This is a genomic window from Halobacillus sp. GSS1 (genome assembly GCF_017307035.1).
GTDB lineage: Bacteria > Bacillota > Bacilli > Bacillales > Halobacillaceae > Halobacillus > Halobacillus litoralis.
Genome location: NZ_JAFLHE010000011.1, coordinates 1 through 17,334, shown reverse-complemented (window position 1 = coordinate 17,334; position 17,334 = coordinate 1). Strand labels below are relative to the sequence as shown.

18 protein-coding genes and 1 other annotated feature are annotated in these 17,334 nt (G+C 42.2%); of the genes, 12 read left to right on the top strand and 6 right to left on the bottom strand.

The features are described 5' to 3' along the window. Positions 1 to 15: 15 nt before the first annotated feature. Positions 16 to 834, bottom strand: a complete 819-nt coding sequence (locus tag J0K78_RS16020) for an undecaprenyl-diphosphate phosphatase (RefSeq protein WP_206947942.1) — start codon at positions 832 to 834, stop codon at positions 16 to 18. Positions 835 to 1,028: 194 nt separating this feature from the next. Then, a complete protein-coding gene (locus J0K78_RS16015; protein ID WP_237417443.1) occupies positions 1,029 to 1,208 on the bottom strand; it encodes a YjzD family protein in 180 nt (59 codons plus the stop codon). Positions 1,209 to 1,340: 132 nt separating this feature from the next. Here J0K78_RS16015 and J0K78_RS16010 point away from each other — a divergent pair, with 132 nt between their 5' ends. Beyond that, positions 1,341 to 1,862, top strand: coding sequence for a hypothetical protein (locus tag J0K78_RS16010; RefSeq protein WP_206947941.1), 522 nt, complete (start codon positions 1,341 to 1,343; stop codon positions 1,860 to 1,862). Between the two features lie 87 nt (positions 1,863 to 1,949). After that, positions 1,950 to 2,906, top strand: a complete 957-nt coding sequence (locus J0K78_RS16005) for a BMP family ABC transporter substrate-binding protein (protein ID WP_370551158.1) — start codon at positions 1,950 to 1,952, stop codon at positions 2,904 to 2,906. Positions 2,907 to 2,992: 86 nt separating this feature from the next. Here the strand turns inward: J0K78_RS16005 and J0K78_RS16000 are convergent, their stop codons facing one another. Further along, positions 2,993 to 3,169 (bottom strand): hypothetical protein, encoded by a 177-nt coding sequence (locus J0K78_RS16000; protein ID WP_160911993.1) that lies wholly within the window; start codon positions 3,167 to 3,169, stop codon positions 2,993 to 2,995. Positions 3,170 to 3,362: 193 nt separating this feature from the next. Between J0K78_RS16000 and J0K78_RS15995 the strand changes: the two genes are divergently transcribed. Further along, entirely contained in the window at positions 3,363 to 4,301 is a 939-nt protein-coding gene (locus J0K78_RS15995) for a beta-ketoacyl-ACP synthase III (protein ID WP_206947940.1), read from the top strand. A gap of 18 nt (positions 4,302 to 4,319) precedes the next feature. Beyond that, positions 4,320 to 5,561, top strand: coding sequence for a beta-ketoacyl-ACP synthase II (gene fabF / locus J0K78_RS15990; RefSeq protein WP_206947939.1), 1,242 nt, complete (start codon positions 4,320 to 4,322; stop codon positions 5,559 to 5,561). A gap of 39 nt (positions 5,562 to 5,600) precedes the next feature. Here fabF and J0K78_RS15985 read toward each other — a convergent pair whose 3' ends face one another. Continuing rightward, entirely contained in the window at positions 5,601 to 6,596 is a 996-nt protein-coding gene (locus J0K78_RS15985) for an LCP family protein (RefSeq protein ID WP_370551157.1), read from the bottom strand. Positions 6,597 to 6,777: 181 nt separating this feature from the next. Here J0K78_RS15985 and J0K78_RS15980 point away from each other — a divergent pair, with 181 nt between their 5' ends. Further along, entirely contained in the window at positions 6,778 to 6,978 is a 201-nt protein-coding gene (locus tag J0K78_RS15980) for a YuzI family membrane protein (protein WP_206947938.1), read from the top strand. A gap of 90 nt (positions 6,979 to 7,068) precedes the next feature. Beyond that, positions 7,069 to 7,830 carry a YjbA family protein gene (locus tag J0K78_RS15975; RefSeq protein ID WP_206947937.1) on the top strand — a complete coding sequence of 254 codons (762 nt, stop codon included), beginning with the start codon at positions 7,069 to 7,071 and terminating at the stop codon, positions 7,828 to 7,830. 30 nt (positions 7,831 to 7,860) lie between these two features. On the opposite strand, the gene trpS is transcribed toward J0K78_RS15975, so the two are convergent. Beyond that, the gene (gene trpS / locus J0K78_RS15970) at positions 7,861 to 8,859 is read right to left on the bottom strand and encodes a tryptophan--tRNA ligase (RefSeq protein WP_206947936.1); all 999 of its coding nucleotides are present in this window, start codon (positions 8,857 to 8,859) and stop codon (positions 7,861 to 7,863) included. 57 nt (positions 8,860 to 8,916) lie between these two features. Continuing rightward, positions 8,917 to 9,113: a binding site (T-box leader), on the bottom strand. 53 nt (positions 9,114 to 9,166) lie between these two features. After that, positions 9,167 to 9,538 (bottom strand): DUF3899 domain-containing protein, encoded by a 372-nt coding sequence (locus tag J0K78_RS15965; RefSeq protein ID WP_206947935.1) that lies wholly within the window; start codon positions 9,536 to 9,538, stop codon positions 9,167 to 9,169. A 407-nt stretch (positions 9,539 to 9,945) separates the two neighbouring features. Between J0K78_RS15965 and J0K78_RS15960 the strand changes: the two genes are divergently transcribed. From J0K78_RS15960 to J0K78_RS15935, 6 genes are all read left to right on the top strand, one after another. Beyond that, positions 9,946 to 11,649 carry a peptide ABC transporter substrate-binding protein gene (locus J0K78_RS15960; protein WP_206947934.1) on the top strand — a complete coding sequence of 568 codons (1,704 nt, stop codon included), beginning with the start codon at positions 9,946 to 9,948 and terminating at the stop codon, positions 11,647 to 11,649. A gap of 180 nt (positions 11,650 to 11,829) precedes the next feature. Beyond that, the gene (gene opp3b, locus J0K78_RS15955; protein WP_206947933.1) at positions 11,830 to 12,756 is read left to right on the top strand and encodes an oligopeptide ABC transporter permease; all 927 of its coding nucleotides are present in this window, start codon (positions 11,830 to 11,832) and stop codon (positions 12,754 to 12,756) included. Between the two features lie 6 nt (positions 12,757 to 12,762). After that, positions 12,763 to 13,893 (top strand): oligopeptide ABC transporter permease, encoded by a 1,131-nt coding sequence (gene opp3C / locus J0K78_RS15950; protein WP_206947932.1) that lies wholly within the window; start codon positions 12,763 to 12,765, stop codon positions 13,891 to 13,893. Between the two features lie 16 nt (positions 13,894 to 13,909). Next, complete coding sequence (locus tag J0K78_RS15945; RefSeq protein ID WP_206947931.1) at positions 13,910 to 14,968, top strand: ABC transporter ATP-binding protein; 1,059 nt, start codon at positions 13,910 to 13,912, stop codon at positions 14,966 to 14,968. Next, positions 14,965 to 15,903: an ABC transporter ATP-binding protein gene (locus tag J0K78_RS15940; RefSeq protein WP_206947930.1), complete on the top strand. Its 939-nt coding sequence runs from the start codon at positions 14,965 to 14,967 to the stop codon at positions 15,901 to 15,903. The genes J0K78_RS15945 and J0K78_RS15940 overlap by 4 nt, the downstream gene beginning before the upstream one ends. A 165-nt stretch (positions 15,904 to 16,068) precedes the next feature. Further along, a complete protein-coding gene (locus J0K78_RS15935) occupies positions 16,069 to 17,286 on the top strand; it encodes a putative glycoside hydrolase (protein ID WP_206947929.1) in 1,218 nt (405 codons plus the stop codon). The last annotated feature ends 48 nt before the right edge of the window (positions 17,287 to 17,334 follow it).

Here is a 17,334-nt window from a genome sequence, read left to right as displayed (position 1 = left end):
GGCTTTTTTTTGTCTTTATAAGAATAGCACCACAAGTCCGCCGACGATAAAACAGTAGAATGCGAAATACTTCAAATTTCCACGGGCCATGATGCCCATGAACCACTTTAATGAGAAATAAGAAGCGACTACAGACCCCGCAAAGGCCATGATGTAAGCAAACCAGGCATTTTCATCACTTGCATGTTTAATCACATCCTCAATGGATAGAAGCATTGTTCCCAGACTGACTGGGATAAATAATAAAAAGGAAAAACGGAGCGCCGTTTCCTGTTTCATGCCTAAAAACATTGCGGCAACAATCGTCGCTCCTGAGCGGCTGATGCCTGGGATGAGAGCGACCGCTTGTCCAATTCCTACAATTAAAGCATCTTTCCACGTTAATTGTCCGTCACCTTTACGTCCTCTCAAGTTACGAATAAGCCAAAGGGCAATTCCTGTAATAATGAGGGTAATTCCTACCGTTTGAACGGTAGATAAAACTTCAATAGCATCTCCTAGAAGAACGCCAAGCACCCCGGCGGGAATCGTACCTATGATCAGGTAGATAATGAAATCAAAGTCATCTTTTTGCTGTTGATGGCGTTGGCTGCGATTGAATAAGTATCCGAATCCATTTTGAATCAATCGAATGAGATCTTCCCGGTAGATGATTAAAACTGCTACGAGAGACCCAAAGTTCACAAGGACTTCAAATGTAAGTCCTTCCAGTTCAACCCCTAGTAATTCCTGTGCAATGACCAAATGACCACTGGATGAAATCGGAATGGGTTCTGTAAACCCTTGAAAGATCCCCAAAAATAAGTATTTAATGATCAACCATAGTTGTTCCATATTGCGTGTTCCTCCTGCCCGTCTGTATTCCTTTTTATATCTATATTTATCGTATGTGTTGATAGAACAATTGTGATGATGTTCACGCACTCTCCGATTATATAGGAACCTTCTCTTTGTGGCTAGAGGAGGATTTCATCATTTTCCAAATGAAAAACGTTGCCTCCCGAAGGATAGCAACGCTTGAGTGTGGCTTATGCTTCTTCTTCTTTGATGATTCCATCCCCAAGAACAACTGCAGCAAGGGTGAAAAGAATTGTCATAATGATGACTTGGGAGAAAGAGAAACTGCTCCCAGCCATGTTACTGACTACATAAGCGGACATGAAGCTCAATAGGAAAGCCCAAATGATTGTCCAAATCATCCGCATCATTATTCACCTCATTTTTTACACAATCTATCCTTATCTTATCAGAGAGTACAAGAAAAGGAAATATGAAATCGCTTCATGATTGAGGTTTCCATTGAATAAAATGTAGGAAGACGAGGTAGAGGAGGATAGCCTATGATGGTGACCATTAACCCTTGCTTTCATTGGATTGGATATCATTTGACGTCAAGTCTTCTTCAAGAAGGAATCGAAGTCATCGGTATCGACCCCATCGTGGATTCGAAGAGTGATCTCTTATATATGTATGTCGGCAGAAACAGTAATTTTCAACATTTTTTTCAACAAAGCGATAAAGAAAATCACATTCAACAATCGAATGATGAGTGGGAAGTGGATTTAGTCGATAACGGCTTGCTGCTGAGGCAGGGAGAAATAGAGAGAGAGTGGATTGAAATTCCTCTTCTCTATGGCGAATGGATGGACATACAGAAAACAGGGATACAGGAAAAAGGTGAGTTCGTGCAATGGATCATGGAGCACAAGGCGACCTATGTTGGAGATTTCATAGAGGCATTCCTCGGCATGCTCCTCAATCAGCAACCGCTTCGTGTACAGCAGCGAGTCGAAGACAAGGATACTATCCTCGAAAGAGTGGAGGCTTTGTGGCGGTGTGAGCAACTGCTTCGTAAATTCTAGAGCTTTCCATGTTGGTCATTTACTTTTGTGATGAAAAAAATGTAGAATAGGGAGAGGATATAAGTAGGTACTTAGGAGTGCTTGAATGTGAAATTACAGTCCATCATGATCCTCTCTCTATTATTTTTCCTTGTCGCATGTCAAGGTCTTCCGGATTATAAGAAAGATATAAAGGTCGGCATGCTTGTCGAAACGACAATTCATGACAAAGCATGGGGACAGCAAGGGTACAAAGGATTGCAATCAATCCAGGAAGAATATGGAGTAGATATTTATATTAAAGAGGGCATACGCACGTATAAAGATACAGCAGATGCAGTCGATGAGTTTGCATCTAAGGGCATTGATGTCATCTTCGGCCATAGCAGCTTATATGGAAATCACTTCAGAGAATTGCATGAGGTTTATCCGGAAATGGATTTCGTCTATTTTAATGGCCAATTCTCAGCAGAAAATGTAACAAGTCTCAATTTTGATGCGCAAGCGATGGGATTTTTCGCAGGCATGGTAGCTGGTGAAATGACAAAAACGGATCGTGTTGGAATCATTGGAGCATTTGAATGGCAGCCAGAAATTGAAGGGTTTTATGAAGGTGTCATTTATCAGAACCCTAATTCCGAAGTGGACATTTCACTGACAAACAGTTGGGAAAATACGGAGATGGCCCTCATGTATTATGAATCCATGAAAGAAGAGGGTGCGGATGTTTTTTACCCAGCAGGAGATGTTTTTAATGTGGCGGTCATCGAACAGGCTCAGAATGACGGGAATTATGCCATCGGTTATGTAGAGGATCAATCTGCTGTTGCTGAGAATACGGTGCTCACGAGTACTGTACAAAAGGTTGATGAAGTATATAAAATAGCAATGGAACGTTACATGAATGACGACTTACCTGGAGAAATGCTTACGTTCGATTTTCAGGAAGGCGCTATCAAGATGGGGGAATACAGTCCAAGTATTCCAGAAGACTTCCATAGCAGAATGACGGAAGTCGTAGAAACTTATAAAGAAACGGGAGAGCTCCCTGAAAAAGACCTCTGAAGCATATAACAGCTTCAGAGGTTTTTTTGAATCCATATCAAGTCCGATCACTTATATGAACAATATTTTTAAAAGAAGTTGGATGTTTATTTCTTAAATTTATCCATCATAGGTTTAATCATTGGTGATACTGACTTCCATGTTTTTGAAGCTTCTTGGAAGAGATCATTAAGTTTTGGCTGTGATTCTTTCTTCCCTTCATCTTCTTCTGGCTGACGAAATCCCCAAAAATCATCAAATGGGGATGATTTTCTTTTGCCCATACAAGCACACCTCCTCTGCTACAATTTATGAGAGATCCCTCTGTATTTTGTAGGCAGGTACCACAGAAATGAAAAAGAAGTACAGGTTCATGGATGGACTTTTACAAAACTTGCAGATTGGCCCAAGATGAATTAAAATTAGTACCAAGTCATAAGAATTGATATTAGATATTACCTTTAAGGGGATGAATATATGAATGCAGGATTCTTGGGCATTGGACACTATGCGCCGGAAAAAGTGCTGACGAATAAAGACTTGGAGAAAATGGTGGATACGAGTGATGAGTGGATTCGTACGCGAACTGGAATTGAGGAACGTCGTATCGCTTCAGACGAAATGGATACTTCTGATCTAGCTTTTCGTGCAGCGGAAGAAGCTTTAAGAGATGCAGATATGAAAGCAGAGGAACTTGATATGATCCTCGTTGCCACTGTTACTCCTGATACGCCATTCCCATCTGTTGCTACCATGCTGCAACATAGACTTGGTGCTAAAAAGGTAGCAGCTATGGACTTGAGTGCCGCCTGTGCTGGGTTCATGTATGGAGTCATTACGGCTAAACAATTCATTGAAACGAATGCTTACAAAAATGTTCTAGTTGTAGGAGTTGAGAAACTCTCGAAGATAACGGATTGGACGGACCGCAATACTTGCGTCCTTTTTGGTGATGGAGCCGGAGCTGCTGTCATTGGACCGGTAAGTGATGACAAGGGGATACTTTCGTTTGAACTGGGGGCTGATGGAGCAGGTGGACCTCATTTATATCAGACACCTGAAGACACATTGTCCATGAATGGCCGGGAAGTATTCAAGTTCGCAGTAAGGCAAATGCCTGAATCCTCGGTTAATGTTGTTAAAAAAATTGGCCTGAGTGAGCAGGATGTTGACTATTTAGTGCCACACCAGGCGAATATAAGAATCATGGAAGCAGCCAGACAACGCTTAGGAATCCCTGAAGAAAAAATGTCCACACAGGTGAAGCGTTATGGAAATACTTCTTCAGCGTCTATTCCAATTGCTTTGTCAGAGGACGTGAAGGCAGGTAAGATAAAAGATAATGATTTAGTGGTTCTTGTCGGATTTGGTGGCGGCCTCACATGGGGAGCCGTTGCCCTTCGATGGGGGAAGTAACCAAGGAGGAATGGAATGATGGATAAACATCGTGTTGTCATTACTGGAATGGGAGCGGTAACTCCTGTCGGTAATTCAGTAGAAGAAATGTGGAACAATATTAAAAATGGTGTCTCCGGTGTCGGGGAGATCACAAAAGTGAACAAGGAAGACTACCCTGTCCATGTGGCAGCCGAACTGAAAGACTTCGATCCTTCTGACTATGTGGATCGTAAAGATGCCCGTCGCATGGACCCGTTCGTCCAATATGCGATGGTCGCTGCTCATATGGCCGTGGAAGATGCAAAGCTTGAGATTACAGAAGATGTCGCTCCAAGAACAGGTGTATGGATTGGTTCTGGAATTGGTGGAATGGGCACGTATGAATCTCAATTCGAAACGTTCCAGAAAAAAGGATATCGTCGAGTCAGTCCGTTTTTCATCCCTATGATGATTCCGGACATGGCAGCTGGTCAGGTATCCATTGCGCTTGGCGCGAAAGGGATTAACTCCTGTACAGTGACAGCCTGTTCTTCTGGTGCCAACTCAATTGGTGACGCATTTAAAGTGATACAACGCGGAGATGCTGACATTATGATTGCGGGTGGAACTGAAGCACCTATGAATAAAATGTCATTTGCAGGATTCGCCGCTGCACGTGCATTATCTCTCAATGAAGATCCACAAACAGCCAGCCGTCCCTTTGATAAAAACCGTGATGGTTTCGTTATGGGAGAAGGAGCAGGCATTCTCATTATGGAAACACTAGAATCTGCGAAAAAACGTGGAGCGAAAATCTATGGCGAGTTGAAAGGCTATGGTTCTACAGGAGATGCTTATCATATCACTTCACCGGCACCTGAAGGAGACGGAGCGGCTCGTGCGATGAGACAAGCGATTGATGATGCGGGTATGAAACCGGAAGACATCGATTACTTGAACGCTCACGGAACGTCTACAGAGCTGAATGATAAATTCGAAACTCATGCTGCGAAGACCGTATTCCAAGAGCATGCGAATAAATTTGCGATTTCTTCAACGAAATCCATGACTGGGCACCTTTTGGGTGCTGCAGGAGCGGTTGAAGCGGTCATTTCATTAAAAGCAATCAACGACGGAGTACTGCCTCCGACGATTAACTACGATACTCCAGATCCGGAGTGCGACCTTGATTACGTTCCGAATGAGGCACGTAAACAAGAGGTTAATACTGTGATGAGTAACTCGCTCGGATTTGGCGGTCACAATGCTAGTCTGATTTTCCAAAAGTTCGAAGAATAAAAAAAGCCCGATGTCTGCCACCCAGACATCGGGTTTTCTTTATTTTTGTTCAAAAAATTGCTGCAGTGTTTGTTTCGTAGATTCCTCATCGTGGTTAAGCACCAGGCCGATTGGATAAGGCTTACGTTCATCCCATACGTTATCGGTTGTAGGGATGCTGATCATATCCATTGACTCCACAGGGTTCAGCAAAAGATCTTTACCGACTTGGACCATTTTACTACCACCGAGGTTCGTATCAATATATGGTTGGAGGTTTCCAATCAAACGCGGAGCTTTCAGAACGCCTTGGAAGGAGAGAAGTTCTTCTTTCATCAACTGTATAACCTTCTGTTGTCTCTCTACTCTGGCAAAATCTCCTCGGGCATCGCTTCGATACCTCACATAACCAAGAAGTTCTTTCCCGTCCAGGGTCTGTGGCCCTTCTTCTATTTGGATGTCTGTCGTACCATCCCCGGAGCGGTACTGCATGTTCTTCTCTACATCCACTTTCATTCCATCCGGTGATAGAGTATCCACAATTTGTGTAAACCCTTGAAAGTCTACAATTGAGTAGTATTCCGTTTCAATCCCTAAATTCACTTCAATAGTTTCGCGAAGAAGTTCCGGTCCGCCTAGAGCGAAGGCGGCATTCAGTTTGTTGTAACCGTGTCCGGGGATATCTACGTAAAGGTCTCTCATCAAAGAAGCGACCTTCGCCTCTTTTTCAGCGGGGTCATATTCTGCAACCATGATCGTGTCCGTTCTTGAAATCTCTGAGCCTCTCTGATCAACCCCTAATAGAAGAACGGTCATTTTCCCGTCTCCATTGTCTTTTCCGTTAAATTCTTCTTTGTACACACTTTCGACCGTCTCCACCTGATCAATACTTTCAGCAGCGGAAGCCTGTTGACTCATCGCCTGATGCTTACCTGCCAAGTACTCGTACCCGGAATAACTGATGACTAGTAAAAAGATAAGTGCGTACATACCAATAAAAAGCTTGCGTTTTCGCCTTCTCCTGCTGCGTTTCCGCAAGGATCTCGACTTGGACACCGTCATCATCCTTTCAAACTCAACCCATAAAAAAGCTTGTTTATTAAAGTCTGTCTGTTATTAAATGTACCTGTTCTTTCCAATGAAGTAAAGACTAGGATTTAAAGAGGAATTCACCGCATGACAAAGCATTTGCTTTCATAAGATAGCAATAGGAGGACGAGCCGGAGGGGATGAAGCTATGTGGTACTGGATGCTGCTCTTAACTGGTTTCGGTTTTGCTGTCGCAGGCGGAACGGTAACAATCACGTATTTGAATCTCGTTCCTGCCGGGTTGAGTTGGATGGAATTCTTTTTACTGATTCATACACGTGTGGAATGCTATCTTTTTCCTGTCGGTTTGATATTCATTACGACAGCCTTGATTCTTATGGAAGATTAATTTTCTAAAATATGGATTCAAAGAATAAAAAAGCCAGCATTGGTCATAATGTAACCAAAAGAGATCACCGAGTGAAAGTGAGGGTCCGAAATGTTATACATGCATGATCTGTGGGTGAACTGGTTTGAAGGTGAAGAGAATGGGTATAACGTCTGTCGTTTTCATGAATGGCGCAAAGAGGATGGTATTGAACTGATCGATCAAATTCCTTTGATTTTAATCAGTGATGAACTTTTCAATTTTATTGAAAATGATTTGCAAGATCTACCAGCATCTCTGCTCCAGGATATCCACCGCAAAACGTATATGAAGAAGAATCAAGAACGTCACACGGTTGAATATGCAGCAGTCGTAACGAACGGCAAAGATGTAATGGTATTTGATACGATTGGATATACGCTTCCTGTTAAAAAGAGCCGTTTAATACCTCGACAAGAGCGTCTTGTATTTGAAATGGTTCAAGGAAAAGAACCCGAGCACTATTTAATAGAAGAAAGAGTATTAAAAGAACATCATATTTTATCATTAGATCCAAGGAAAATGTCTGGCTTGACGCGGAGAGAGAGACAATTAAAACAGCTTTTAATGATGGCGCTGGATCAGTTGAAACAATCTGACCACCCTGAGGAAATACGTTACTGGTTGACGGAATGGAATCCTGCACAGTATCCGACCATCAAGCAATTCTCAAATGATGAAGCATGGGATCGTTTATATGAAGGAACTTGTAATGGCTGGTCAACGTCTCACGAGGAACTGTGCAAAAAGATGGTGAAAGGGCAGCCCTTCTTTGAAACGATATGGCAAGGAGAGAATGAAGGGGTCTCTCAACATATGAAAAGCCAGAATTGAGGGATAAACTCAATTCTGGCTTTTTGTCTGTTATTTCTTCTTCACGCGGCCAAGCCCCATGGCTTTCTTCGCTTTACGGATCATTTTGTTGGCTTCATAGGATGCTTTATCTGCCCCTGCATCTAGGATCTCATCCAATTCTTCGGAATGGATCAATGTTTCATACCGTTCCTGGATAGGTTTGAGAACGGCAATGACCGCCTCTGCGACCCCTACTTTGAAATCGCCATATCCTTTTCCTTCATACTTCTGCTCCAACTCTTCAATACTCGCACCGCTGCAAGCAGACTCAATGGTCAACAGATTGGAAACACCAGGTTTGCTTTCTTTATCGTATTTCACGATTCCATCAGAATCAGTAACGGCACTCTTGATCTTCTTCATAATTTTCTTTTCGTCATCCAACATAGAAATGAACGCTTTTTGATTTTCATCAGATTTGCTCATTTTCTTCGTTGGCTCTTGAAGGGACATGATGCGGGCACCTTCTTTGGGAATGCTTACTTCAGGAACGGTGAAAATGTCATTGAACTTATTGTTGAATCGCTGCGCTAAGTTTCTTGTAAGTTCCAAATGTTGTTTCTGGTCATCACCGACTGGGACGACATCTGTCTTATATAGGAGAATGTCTGCTGCCATCAATGGAGGATAGGTAAGGAGTCCGGAAGATACTGCTTCCTTTCCGCCTGATGATTTATCTTTGAACTGCGTCATTCGCTCGAGCTCACCAATGTAGCTGACGCATTGTAACATCCAACCCAGCTGAGTGTGCGCAGGAACTTCTGATTGAATGAAAAGGGTCGCTTTTTCAGGATCAATTCCTGAGGCTAAGTATAGAGCGGCCAGAGAACGGATGTTATCTCTCAATTTCAACCGATCCTGTGGAACTGTAATGGCGTGCTCGTCGACAATACAAAAATAGCATTGGTTATCATCCTGCAAATCTGTAAAGTGTTTCATGGCTCCAATGTAGTTTCCAAGTGTTAACGTACCACTTGGTTGAATGCCTGAGAAAATCGTTTTTGTCATCATCATCACCTCAACGTTTATTTTTGAACAAAAAAAACCATCCATCTCTTCCATTATGGAAGGGACGAATGATCCGCGGTGCCACCCTAATTACTTCTAAAAATATAGAAGTCAACTTGAATCGTTAACGCCGATTTACGTCTATTGAAGCTCCAAAGGCCCAATTCCATATGGTGTCCTCAACTGTTTTCACCGACCACAGTCTCTCTGTAGAGGATCCACCCTACGTACTTATCCTTCTTCATTGCATTTCGTGCGATATTTGTAAGTCAGTATTATATCGGAATCCTTCAATCTATGCAAGCACTTATCCTGAATAGTAAAGGAAAAGTAAAGCCAGCAAACTTATGCTTAACAATGTCCCCTGGAATAAGAAAAACTTGGGTAACGATTGGTGCACGGTTTGAGAGGGCAGTGGCTTTTCCTCCCAATCGTCTAAATAATCTCTTTGTTTGGACATCCGGTTAGTGAATCGTCTGAATCCGTATGTGATCCCGTCAAAGAATCCCCCCCGTACGACCCACATGATAATACCAATGAAGATATAGAAGTAAGCGATATAGAAGAGCTGGTTAATATAATGAAACAAATCGTAGGCAGGAGCCAGTATGATAAACAGGATCGTTACGATCGCCAAATTTAACCCGAACATCAACCATTTATTTTTTATGATGATCACATCATTTCCACCTTTCATACAAACTCGACCTATATTATAGCATGTTTAAGAAGTATGAAGGAATTGTTAATACATTAAATAAACAGAAAATTCAACTTTGGTAAAATATTGCATGGTCTATACAAACGCTTTAACGGATAACCGTAATAAATAACAATGTTTCAAAATCCCATATCTTTTTTTATGCATATGAGCTTATAAATAATAAGTTTATGCCTATAATATTGTAAAATAAACTAGGTATTTAGTCTCATTTTGTGTTACTGAAACGTAATAATGGTGGGAATCCTGAGAGTTTTCAAAAAAAAAGGTAATGCAAAATAGTTAGAAAACTTGTATAATTCGATATGTGGACAAAACGCCACGACAAATTTTTAGAAAATTTTTAGGGGAGGTCATTTTCAATCATGAAAAAGACAAATTGGTTATTGCTAGTACTTGCACTAGTACTTAGCATGTTCCTCGCAGCTTGTTCTGGTGGATCAGACGATACGTCAAATTCCACAGACGATGCTGACTCCGGGGAAACAACAGAAACTGAAGACACTTCCGGTGAAGAGGGAGAAGCTTCAGGAGAACAAGTACTTAACATTGTAGATAGTGCTGAGATTCCAACAATGGACGCATCTCTTGCAACTGACGCAGTAGCTTTCCAATGGCTAGGTTCTACTACAGACGGTCTTTATCGTCTTGGTGAGAACGCACAGCCAGAACCAGGAATTGCTAAAGACCACGAAGTAAGTGAAGACGGTCTTACATGGACGTTCAACCTTCGTGAAGACGCTGTTTGGTCAAACGGCGATCCTGTCACAGCGAACGATTTCGTTTACGCTTGGCAACGTGCTGTAAATCCTGATACAGGTTCTGAGTACGGCCCTTACATGATGGGTGGCGTGATTAAGAATGCCCAAGCTGTCGTTGACGGTGAAGTACCAGTCGAAGAGCTTGGTGTTAAGGCTGATGGCGACTACACACTTGTTGTAGAGCTTGAAAAGCCAGTTCCTTACTTTGAATCTTTAACTGCTTTCGGTACATTCCTACCATTGAACAAAGCATTTGTTGAAGAAAAAGGTGAAGATTACGCGCTTGAAGCGGACGCGCTACTTTCCAACGGTCCATTCGTTCTAACTGAGTGGAACCACGGTGAAGGCTGGACGCTTGAAAAGAACCAGGATTACTGGGATGCAGAAAATGTAAAACTTGAAACAATCAACGTTAAAGTTGTTAAAGAAACATCTACGGCTGTAAACCTTTATGACACTGGTGAAATTGACCGTACTGGTCTTTCTGCAGAATTTGTAGACCAATACCGTACTTCTGATGAGTTCCAAATTGAAGAAGAGCCTGTATTGTTCTACTTGAAGATGAACCAGGAAAACGAAGTATTGGGTAACGTTAATGCTCGTAAAGCGATTCAAATGGTCATCGACCGTCAATCCATGGTTGATGTTATCTTGAACAACGGATCCCTTCCTTCTGTTGGTCACGTTCCACAGAACTTTACAAAACACCCTGAAACTGATGAGGATTTCCGTGAAATTAACGGTGATCTAATTGAAACAAATGTAGAGCAGGCTCAAGAACTTTGGTCTAAAGCTAAAGAAGAGCTTGGTCAAGATTCCATTGAACTTGGATATCTAGGTGGCGACAGTGAAGTAGCTCAAAACTTGGATGCTTACATCAAGGACCAGCTTGAGCAGCTTGAAGGTTTGACTGTTAAAGTTCAGTCTGTACCATTTAAAGAGCGTCTTCAGCGTGATGAAAACATGGAGTATGATATCCAGAACTCTGGTTGGGGTCCTGACTATATCGACCCGAACACATTCTTGAACATGTTTGTAACAGATGGTGGAAACAATAAGACTGGTTATTCTTCTGAAGAGTACGATGGTCTAATTGAAAAAGCGAACAATGAGCTTGCTCAAGAGCCTGTTGAACGTTTTGAAACTTTCCTAGAAGCTGAAAAAATGCTAATCCAAGACGATGCAGTTCTTGCTCCGCTTTATCAGCGTGCATCTGCTCAGCTTTGGAAGCCTTATGTTAAAGGTGTAATTGCTCAGCCAATGGGACCTGACTACACTTACAAGTATGCTTATATCGAAGGTAAATAATTGAAATAAGAATTTCCAACCACATATAGGCTTGCTTTACAGGGGGAGAGAGTATATGTCCAACGTGTTGGCGTATGCTCTCTTTTTCCCTGCCATCAAATTATTCAGATTATAGAAAAATTTCTGTCAATTACAACAAGAAGAGAAAGTTTGTAGGTACACACATTCGGAGGTGTTGAAATGGCTCGTTATATTACCCAACGTTTAATTTATATGGTTATAACGATGTTTTTGATTGCTACCTTAACGTTCTTTCTGATGAAGTTTTTACCAGGTACTCCCCTAAGTGCTGCAGATAAATTATCAGATGAACAGCAGGCAGTAGTGTTAGAGAAATACGGATTGAATGATCCAGTTCCAGTGCAGTATTTCAACTATATGGTCAACTTAGCTCAAGGTGACTTGGGTATTTCCTTCCAGTTTGATAACCGTGAAGTTACTGGAATCATTATGGAACGTATTGGTCCATCGATGCAGCTTGGATTCCAAGCGATGATTATTGGAACAATTATTGGGATGTTATTAGGTTTAGTATCCGCCATTTATCATAATGGCATTATGGATTATACATCGACATTCCTAGCGGTATTAGGTCAGTCGGTTCCATCGTTTGTATTTGCTGGTTTGCTACAATTTTATATCGGCGTTAAGTTTGGCTGGCTGCCAGTTGCCCTGTGGGAAGGCTGGGAATATACAGTATTACCAACCGTTTCGTTGGCCATCTTCCCAATTGCAATTGCTGCCCGTTTTATGAGAACCGAAATGCTTGAGGTTATGGGGTCAGATTATATCGTGACCGCCCGTGCCAAGGGTGTGAATAAAGTTGGTGTAGTATTTAAGCACGGTTTGAGAAACGCTTTAATTCCATTAATTACAGTGTTGGGACCGCTGGCTATAGGCTTGATGACTGGTACTCTTGTTATTGAAAACATTTTTGCCGTACCTGGAATTGGTGAGCAGTTCGTTAAGGCGATTAATATGAATGATTACCCAATCATTATGGGAACCACCCTTTTACTTGCTTTCCTATTCATTTTTATCATCCTGGTCATCGACTTGCTTTATGGAGTCATTGACCCTAGAATTCGACTGGCGGAAGGAGAGTAATCATTAATGGATAATCACAAACCATCAAAAGATTTATTTGTGCCCGTAGAAACAACTGAAACGGAAAGTGAAAAGATTTCGCGGCCGAGCCTTTCCTTCTGGCAGGATTCCTTTATTCGTCTTCGTAAAAACGTAGGTGCGATGATTGGTCTGGCTGTATTAGTGGTTTTGGCTTTATTGGCTGCCTTTGGTCCATATATGAACGATTATGGACAGTATGAACAAGACCTTTCTCGTGCGAAAATGCCCCCTAAAGTGGAAGGCCTTGGTTGGCTTGGCTTGGATGGGACACTTTCTGATGTCCAATCCGCCGGCACATTAGAAGATGCAGAACAGAAAGCTTTAATGCGCTTTAACAATCAGGAAGAGTTTATCACGACGGAAGTATTGAACGATGGATCCAATGGTGAGCCGGCAGAAGTTAGAGCCACTTACGATGTCTATGGTGCAAAAGATATGGACGAAAACTTCTGGTTTGGTACAGACGGTTTAGGCCGTGACCAATGGACCCGTACATGGATGGGAACACGTGTATCCCTCTATATCGCATTCTTAGCCGCAGCTATTGATATGGTCATTGGTGTTGCTTATGGCGGTATTTCCGCATATTATGGCGGACGTGTAGATAACTATATGCAACGTTTCATTGAAATCCTAGTAGGTATTCCAAACTTGGTTCTTATCATTCTAATGATTCTGATATTAGAGCCCGGGATTATGTCAATTACCATAGCCCTCGCTATATCGGGATGGATATCAATGGCACGGATTGTCCGTGGTCAAATCTTGAAATTAAAAAACCAAGAGTTTGTTCTTGCTTCTAGAACGTTAGGTGCGAAAGATGGACGTATATTACAAAAGCATTTAATTCCGAATACGTTGGGATTGATTATCATCAACACGATGTTCTCTATTCCTTCAGCGATTTTCTTTGAAGCCTTCTTAAGCTTTATCGGACTTGGTCTTCCAACGCCTATGGCTTCTCTTGGTACGTTGATTAATGCTGGATTCCAATCCTTGCAAATTTATCCACACATTCTATTGTTCCCGGCAATTATAATTTCCCTTATCATGATTGCCTTTAACGTCTTAGCTGATGGTCTTCGTGATGCATTCGATCCGAAGATGCGCGAATAGGAGGTAGGTGTACGAAATGGAAAAACTACTAGATGTTAAAAACCTGCACGTCTCCTTTGACACCTACGGTGGTGAAGTCAAAGCAGTACGTGGCGTTAATTTTGATGTAAAAAAAGGTGAAACCTTAGCGATTGTAGGAGAGTCTGGTTCGGGTAAATCTGTTACAACCAAAGCTCTCATGCACTTAATTCCAAAGCCGCCGGGTCGGATCAAAGAAGGAGAAATCATCTTTGAAGGTCGTGACCTTGCAAAAATGACCGAAAAACAAATGCAAAAGATTCGTGGTAAAGAGATGTCGATGATCTTCCAAGATCCAATGACTTCTTTGAACCCAACGATGAAAGTCGGAAATCAGATCATGGAAGGTCTGATTAAACACCAGAAAATGAGCAAGCCACAGGCACGTAAGCGTGTCATGGAATTACTCGAGCTTGTAGGTATCCCAGATGCCGAGAATCGTATGAAACAATACCCGCACCAATTCTCGGGTGGGATGAGACAACGTGTGGTTGTTGCCATTGCACTGGCATGTAACCCGAAACTTTTGATTGCTGATGAGCCTACAACTGCCCTGGATGTAACCATTCAAGCTCAAATTCTGGAGCTTATGAAGGACATTCAAAAGAAAACAGATTCTGCGACGATTTTCATCACGCACGACCTTGGTGTTGTAGCTAATGTAGCCGATCGAGTAGCGGTTATGTATGCAGGGAAGATTGTCGAAATTGGTACAGTAGATGATATTTTCTACAATCCTCAACACCCGTATACATGGGGGCTATTAGGTTCTATGCCTTCTCTTGATAGTGAAGATGAAGAGCTCTTCGCTATTCCTGGTACACCACCAGATTTACTGGATCCACCAAAAGGAGATGCGTTTGCTGCGCGTAACCAATATGCGATGAAGGTTGATTTTGAACAAGAACCTCCAATGTTCAAAGTCAGTGAATCACACTACGCAGCTACATGGTTGCTTCATGAGCATGCACCCAAGGTTGAACCACCAGCAGCGGTGAAAAAGCGTATGGAAGGTATGGCGAATTCATCCAGCAGTTCGGAAGGTGAACGAGTATGAGTCAAGAAAAACTAGTCGAAATAAAAAATTTAAAACAACATTTCAAAACAGGTCGTCATAGTGTAGTAAAAGCCGTGGACGGTTTGAATTTCAGCATCTACAAAGGAGAAACATTCGGGCTGGTTGGCGAATCTGGTTGTGGTAAATCTACAACCGGACGTACAATCATTCGTTTATACGATGCGACAGATGGAGAAGTCATTTTCGACGGTGAAAACGTACACGGGAAAAAATCTCGTGAAGATTTGAAAAAATTCAACCGTGAAATGCAAATGATTTTCCAGGATCCTTATGCATCCTTGAATCCTCGTATGAAAGTTGAAGATATTATTGCAGAAGGAATGGACATCCATGGGCTTGCGAAAGATGCCAAAGCTCGTAAAGCGAAAGTCCACGAGTTGTTGGAAACGGTCGGATTGAATAAAGAACATGCCAACCGTTATCCGCACGAGTTCAGTGGTGGTCAGCGTCAACGTATTGGGATCGCACGTGCCCTAGCTGTAGATCCAAGCTTTATCATCGCAGATGAGCCGATTTCCGCTCTTGATGTTTCCATCCAGGCGCAAGTGGTTAACCTCTTGAAAAAGCTTCAAGACGAAAAAGGATTAACCTATTTGTTCATCGCCCACGACTTGTCGATGGTCAAATATATCAGTGATCGAATCGGCGTTATGTACTTTGGTAAAATGGTTGAGCTTGCGGATGCAGATGAATTGTACAAGCACCCGATTCATCCTTATACCCAGTCTCTACTATCTGCCATTCCATTACCTGATCCGGATTATGAACGTTCTCGTGAGCGTTTCACTTATGATCCTACGAAACATGATACGAGTGAAGAACCCGAGTTCCGTGAAGTACGTCCTGGTCACTATGTTCTTTGTACTACTAAAGAATTCGAGCAGTACCAACGTGAGCATGGAACAGGAGAATAATAGGTGTAAAGGCTCTGTCCAAGTGACAGAGCCTTTTTTTCTATGTTTAGGGAAATGGTCTTGATATAGGGAAAAATTATGAAAAAATGTCAGTTAGCTCTATTATATTTGGACTTCCTCTTTTATAATTAGATTAGAAGAAATTAGGATAGGAGTAGGATGCACATGGGGAAAAGACAACTATGGATGATAATCTTCGCAGGGATTCTCTTTTTTGGAATGATGGGGTCATTACATAACGTAAATGCGGAAGATGGAGAAACAAAAGAGGTTGCGATGCTTACGAAAAAACAATTAGGTTTGAAGGAATTGACCGTTCCAAGTCCAGCAGCAAGGTTCACATATAACTCCGGACTGACTTTCGAATACCCAGATGCCGTCAGAGGTATTTTTGTAACGGGGCCTTCCGCCGGTGGAGCGAAGATGTCGGAGCTTACTAAGCTTGTTGAAGATACAGAACTGAACGCCATGGTTATAGATATTAAAGAGGATAACGGAAACATTACATTCGAGCCTGAAGAGGGTTCCCCTTATGCGGATGTTGCCGAGGGTTTTATTGACGATCCTCGAGCCATGTTAGAAGAACTCGAGGAAAAAGGAATTTATCCTATTGCTCGTGTTGTTGTATTTAAGGACAGCTTACTCGCTGAAAAACGACCGGATTTATCTTTCACAAAAAACGGCCAAGTTTGGAAGAATGGTAAAGGTGAATCCTTCGTCAATCCATTCATGGAGGAAGTCTGGAAATACAACGTAGAACTTGCTAAAATAGCAGCAGAGATGGGTTTTGAAGAAATCCAGTACGACTATGTCCGCTTCCCAGAAGGATTTGGAAGCCGAGACGATGTTCTCGAGTACGGCCAAGGGAAGTACGGAGATATGGATATGGACAATGTCCAAAAACGTGTCCAGGCCGTTACAGACTTTGTCGAATATGCCAGCAAAGAATTGGAGTACTATGGCGTGGATGTCTCCGTAGATATTTTTGGTTATGCAGCAACCATCACAGAAGCACCGAACATCGGACAGAACTTCTCAAAAATCTCATCAAATGTTGATGTTATATCTTCTATGATTTACCCGAGTCACTGGGGACCGTATTTTGGAATCTCCAAGCCGGATACTGAACCTTACCGTCTAATTAGCGAATATGCTAAAGTCGAGAACGAGGTACTGGGAGCGCTGGAAAATTCGCCGACCTCCCGTCCGTGGCTGCAGGATTTTGAAGCACCATGGCTTTACTCCGGGCCGACGAAGCAATATGGAAAAGCAGAAGTCGAAGCTCAAATTCGTGCTCTAAATGAAAACGGAATTAACGAATTCCTTCTATGGAATGCTGGAAATAACTATACGAAAAACGTAGACTATACACCCTTAGATTAGAAAAAAGAGTGGGATCAAACAGACCCCACTCTTTTTTTATTGAAGATA

What these genes read in the sequence shown, in the direction of transcription:
- trpS (WP_206947936.1), bottom strand. Translation starts at nt 8,859, where the DNA reads ATGACAAAAACGATTTTCTCAGGCATTCAACCAAGTGGTACGTTAACA.
- J0K78_RS15995 (WP_206947940.1), top strand. Translation starts at nt 3,363, where the DNA reads ATGAATGCAGGATTCTTGGGCATTGGACACTATGCGCCGGAAAAAGTG.
- J0K78_RS15960 (WP_206947934.1), top strand. Translation starts at nt 9,946, where the DNA reads ATGAAAAAGACAAATTGGTTATTGCTAGTACTTGCACTAGTACTTAGC.
- J0K78_RS15980 (WP_206947938.1), top strand. Translation starts at nt 6,778, where the DNA reads ATGTGGTACTGGATGCTGCTCTTAACTGGTTTCGGTTTTGCTGTCGCA.
- J0K78_RS15935 (WP_206947929.1), top strand. Translation starts at nt 16,069, where the DNA reads ATGGGGAAAAGACAACTATGGATGATAATCTTCGCAGGGATTCTCTTT.
- J0K78_RS16015 (WP_237417443.1), bottom strand. Translation starts at nt 1,208, where the DNA reads ATGATGCGGATGATTTGGACAATCATTTGGGCTTTCCTATTGAGCTTC.
- J0K78_RS15940 (WP_206947930.1), top strand. Translation starts at nt 14,965, where the DNA reads ATGAGTCAAGAAAAACTAGTCGAAATAAAAAATTTAAAACAACATTTC.
- J0K78_RS15975 (WP_206947937.1), top strand. Translation starts at nt 7,069, where the DNA reads ATGTTATACATGCATGATCTGTGGGTGAACTGGTTTGAAGGTGAAGAG.
- opp3C (WP_206947932.1), top strand. Translation starts at nt 12,763, where the DNA reads ATGGATAATCACAAACCATCAAAAGATTTATTTGTGCCCGTAGAAACA.
- J0K78_RS16010 (WP_206947941.1), top strand. Translation starts at nt 1,341, where the DNA reads ATGATGGTGACCATTAACCCTTGCTTTCATTGGATTGGATATCATTTG.
- fabF (WP_206947939.1), top strand. Translation starts at nt 4,320, where the DNA reads ATGGATAAACATCGTGTTGTCATTACTGGAATGGGAGCGGTAACTCCT.
- J0K78_RS16000 (WP_160911993.1), bottom strand. Translation starts at nt 3,169, where the DNA reads ATGGGCAAAAGAAAATCATCCCCATTTGATGATTTTTGGGGATTTCGT.
- J0K78_RS15945 (WP_206947931.1), top strand. Translation starts at nt 13,910, where the DNA reads ATGGAAAAACTACTAGATGTTAAAAACCTGCACGTCTCCTTTGACACC.
- opp3b (WP_206947933.1), top strand. Translation starts at nt 11,830, where the DNA reads ATGGCTCGTTATATTACCCAACGTTTAATTTATATGGTTATAACGATG.
- J0K78_RS16020 (WP_206947942.1), bottom strand. Translation starts at nt 834, where the DNA reads ATGGAACAACTATGGTTGATCATTAAATACTTATTTTTGGGGATCTTT.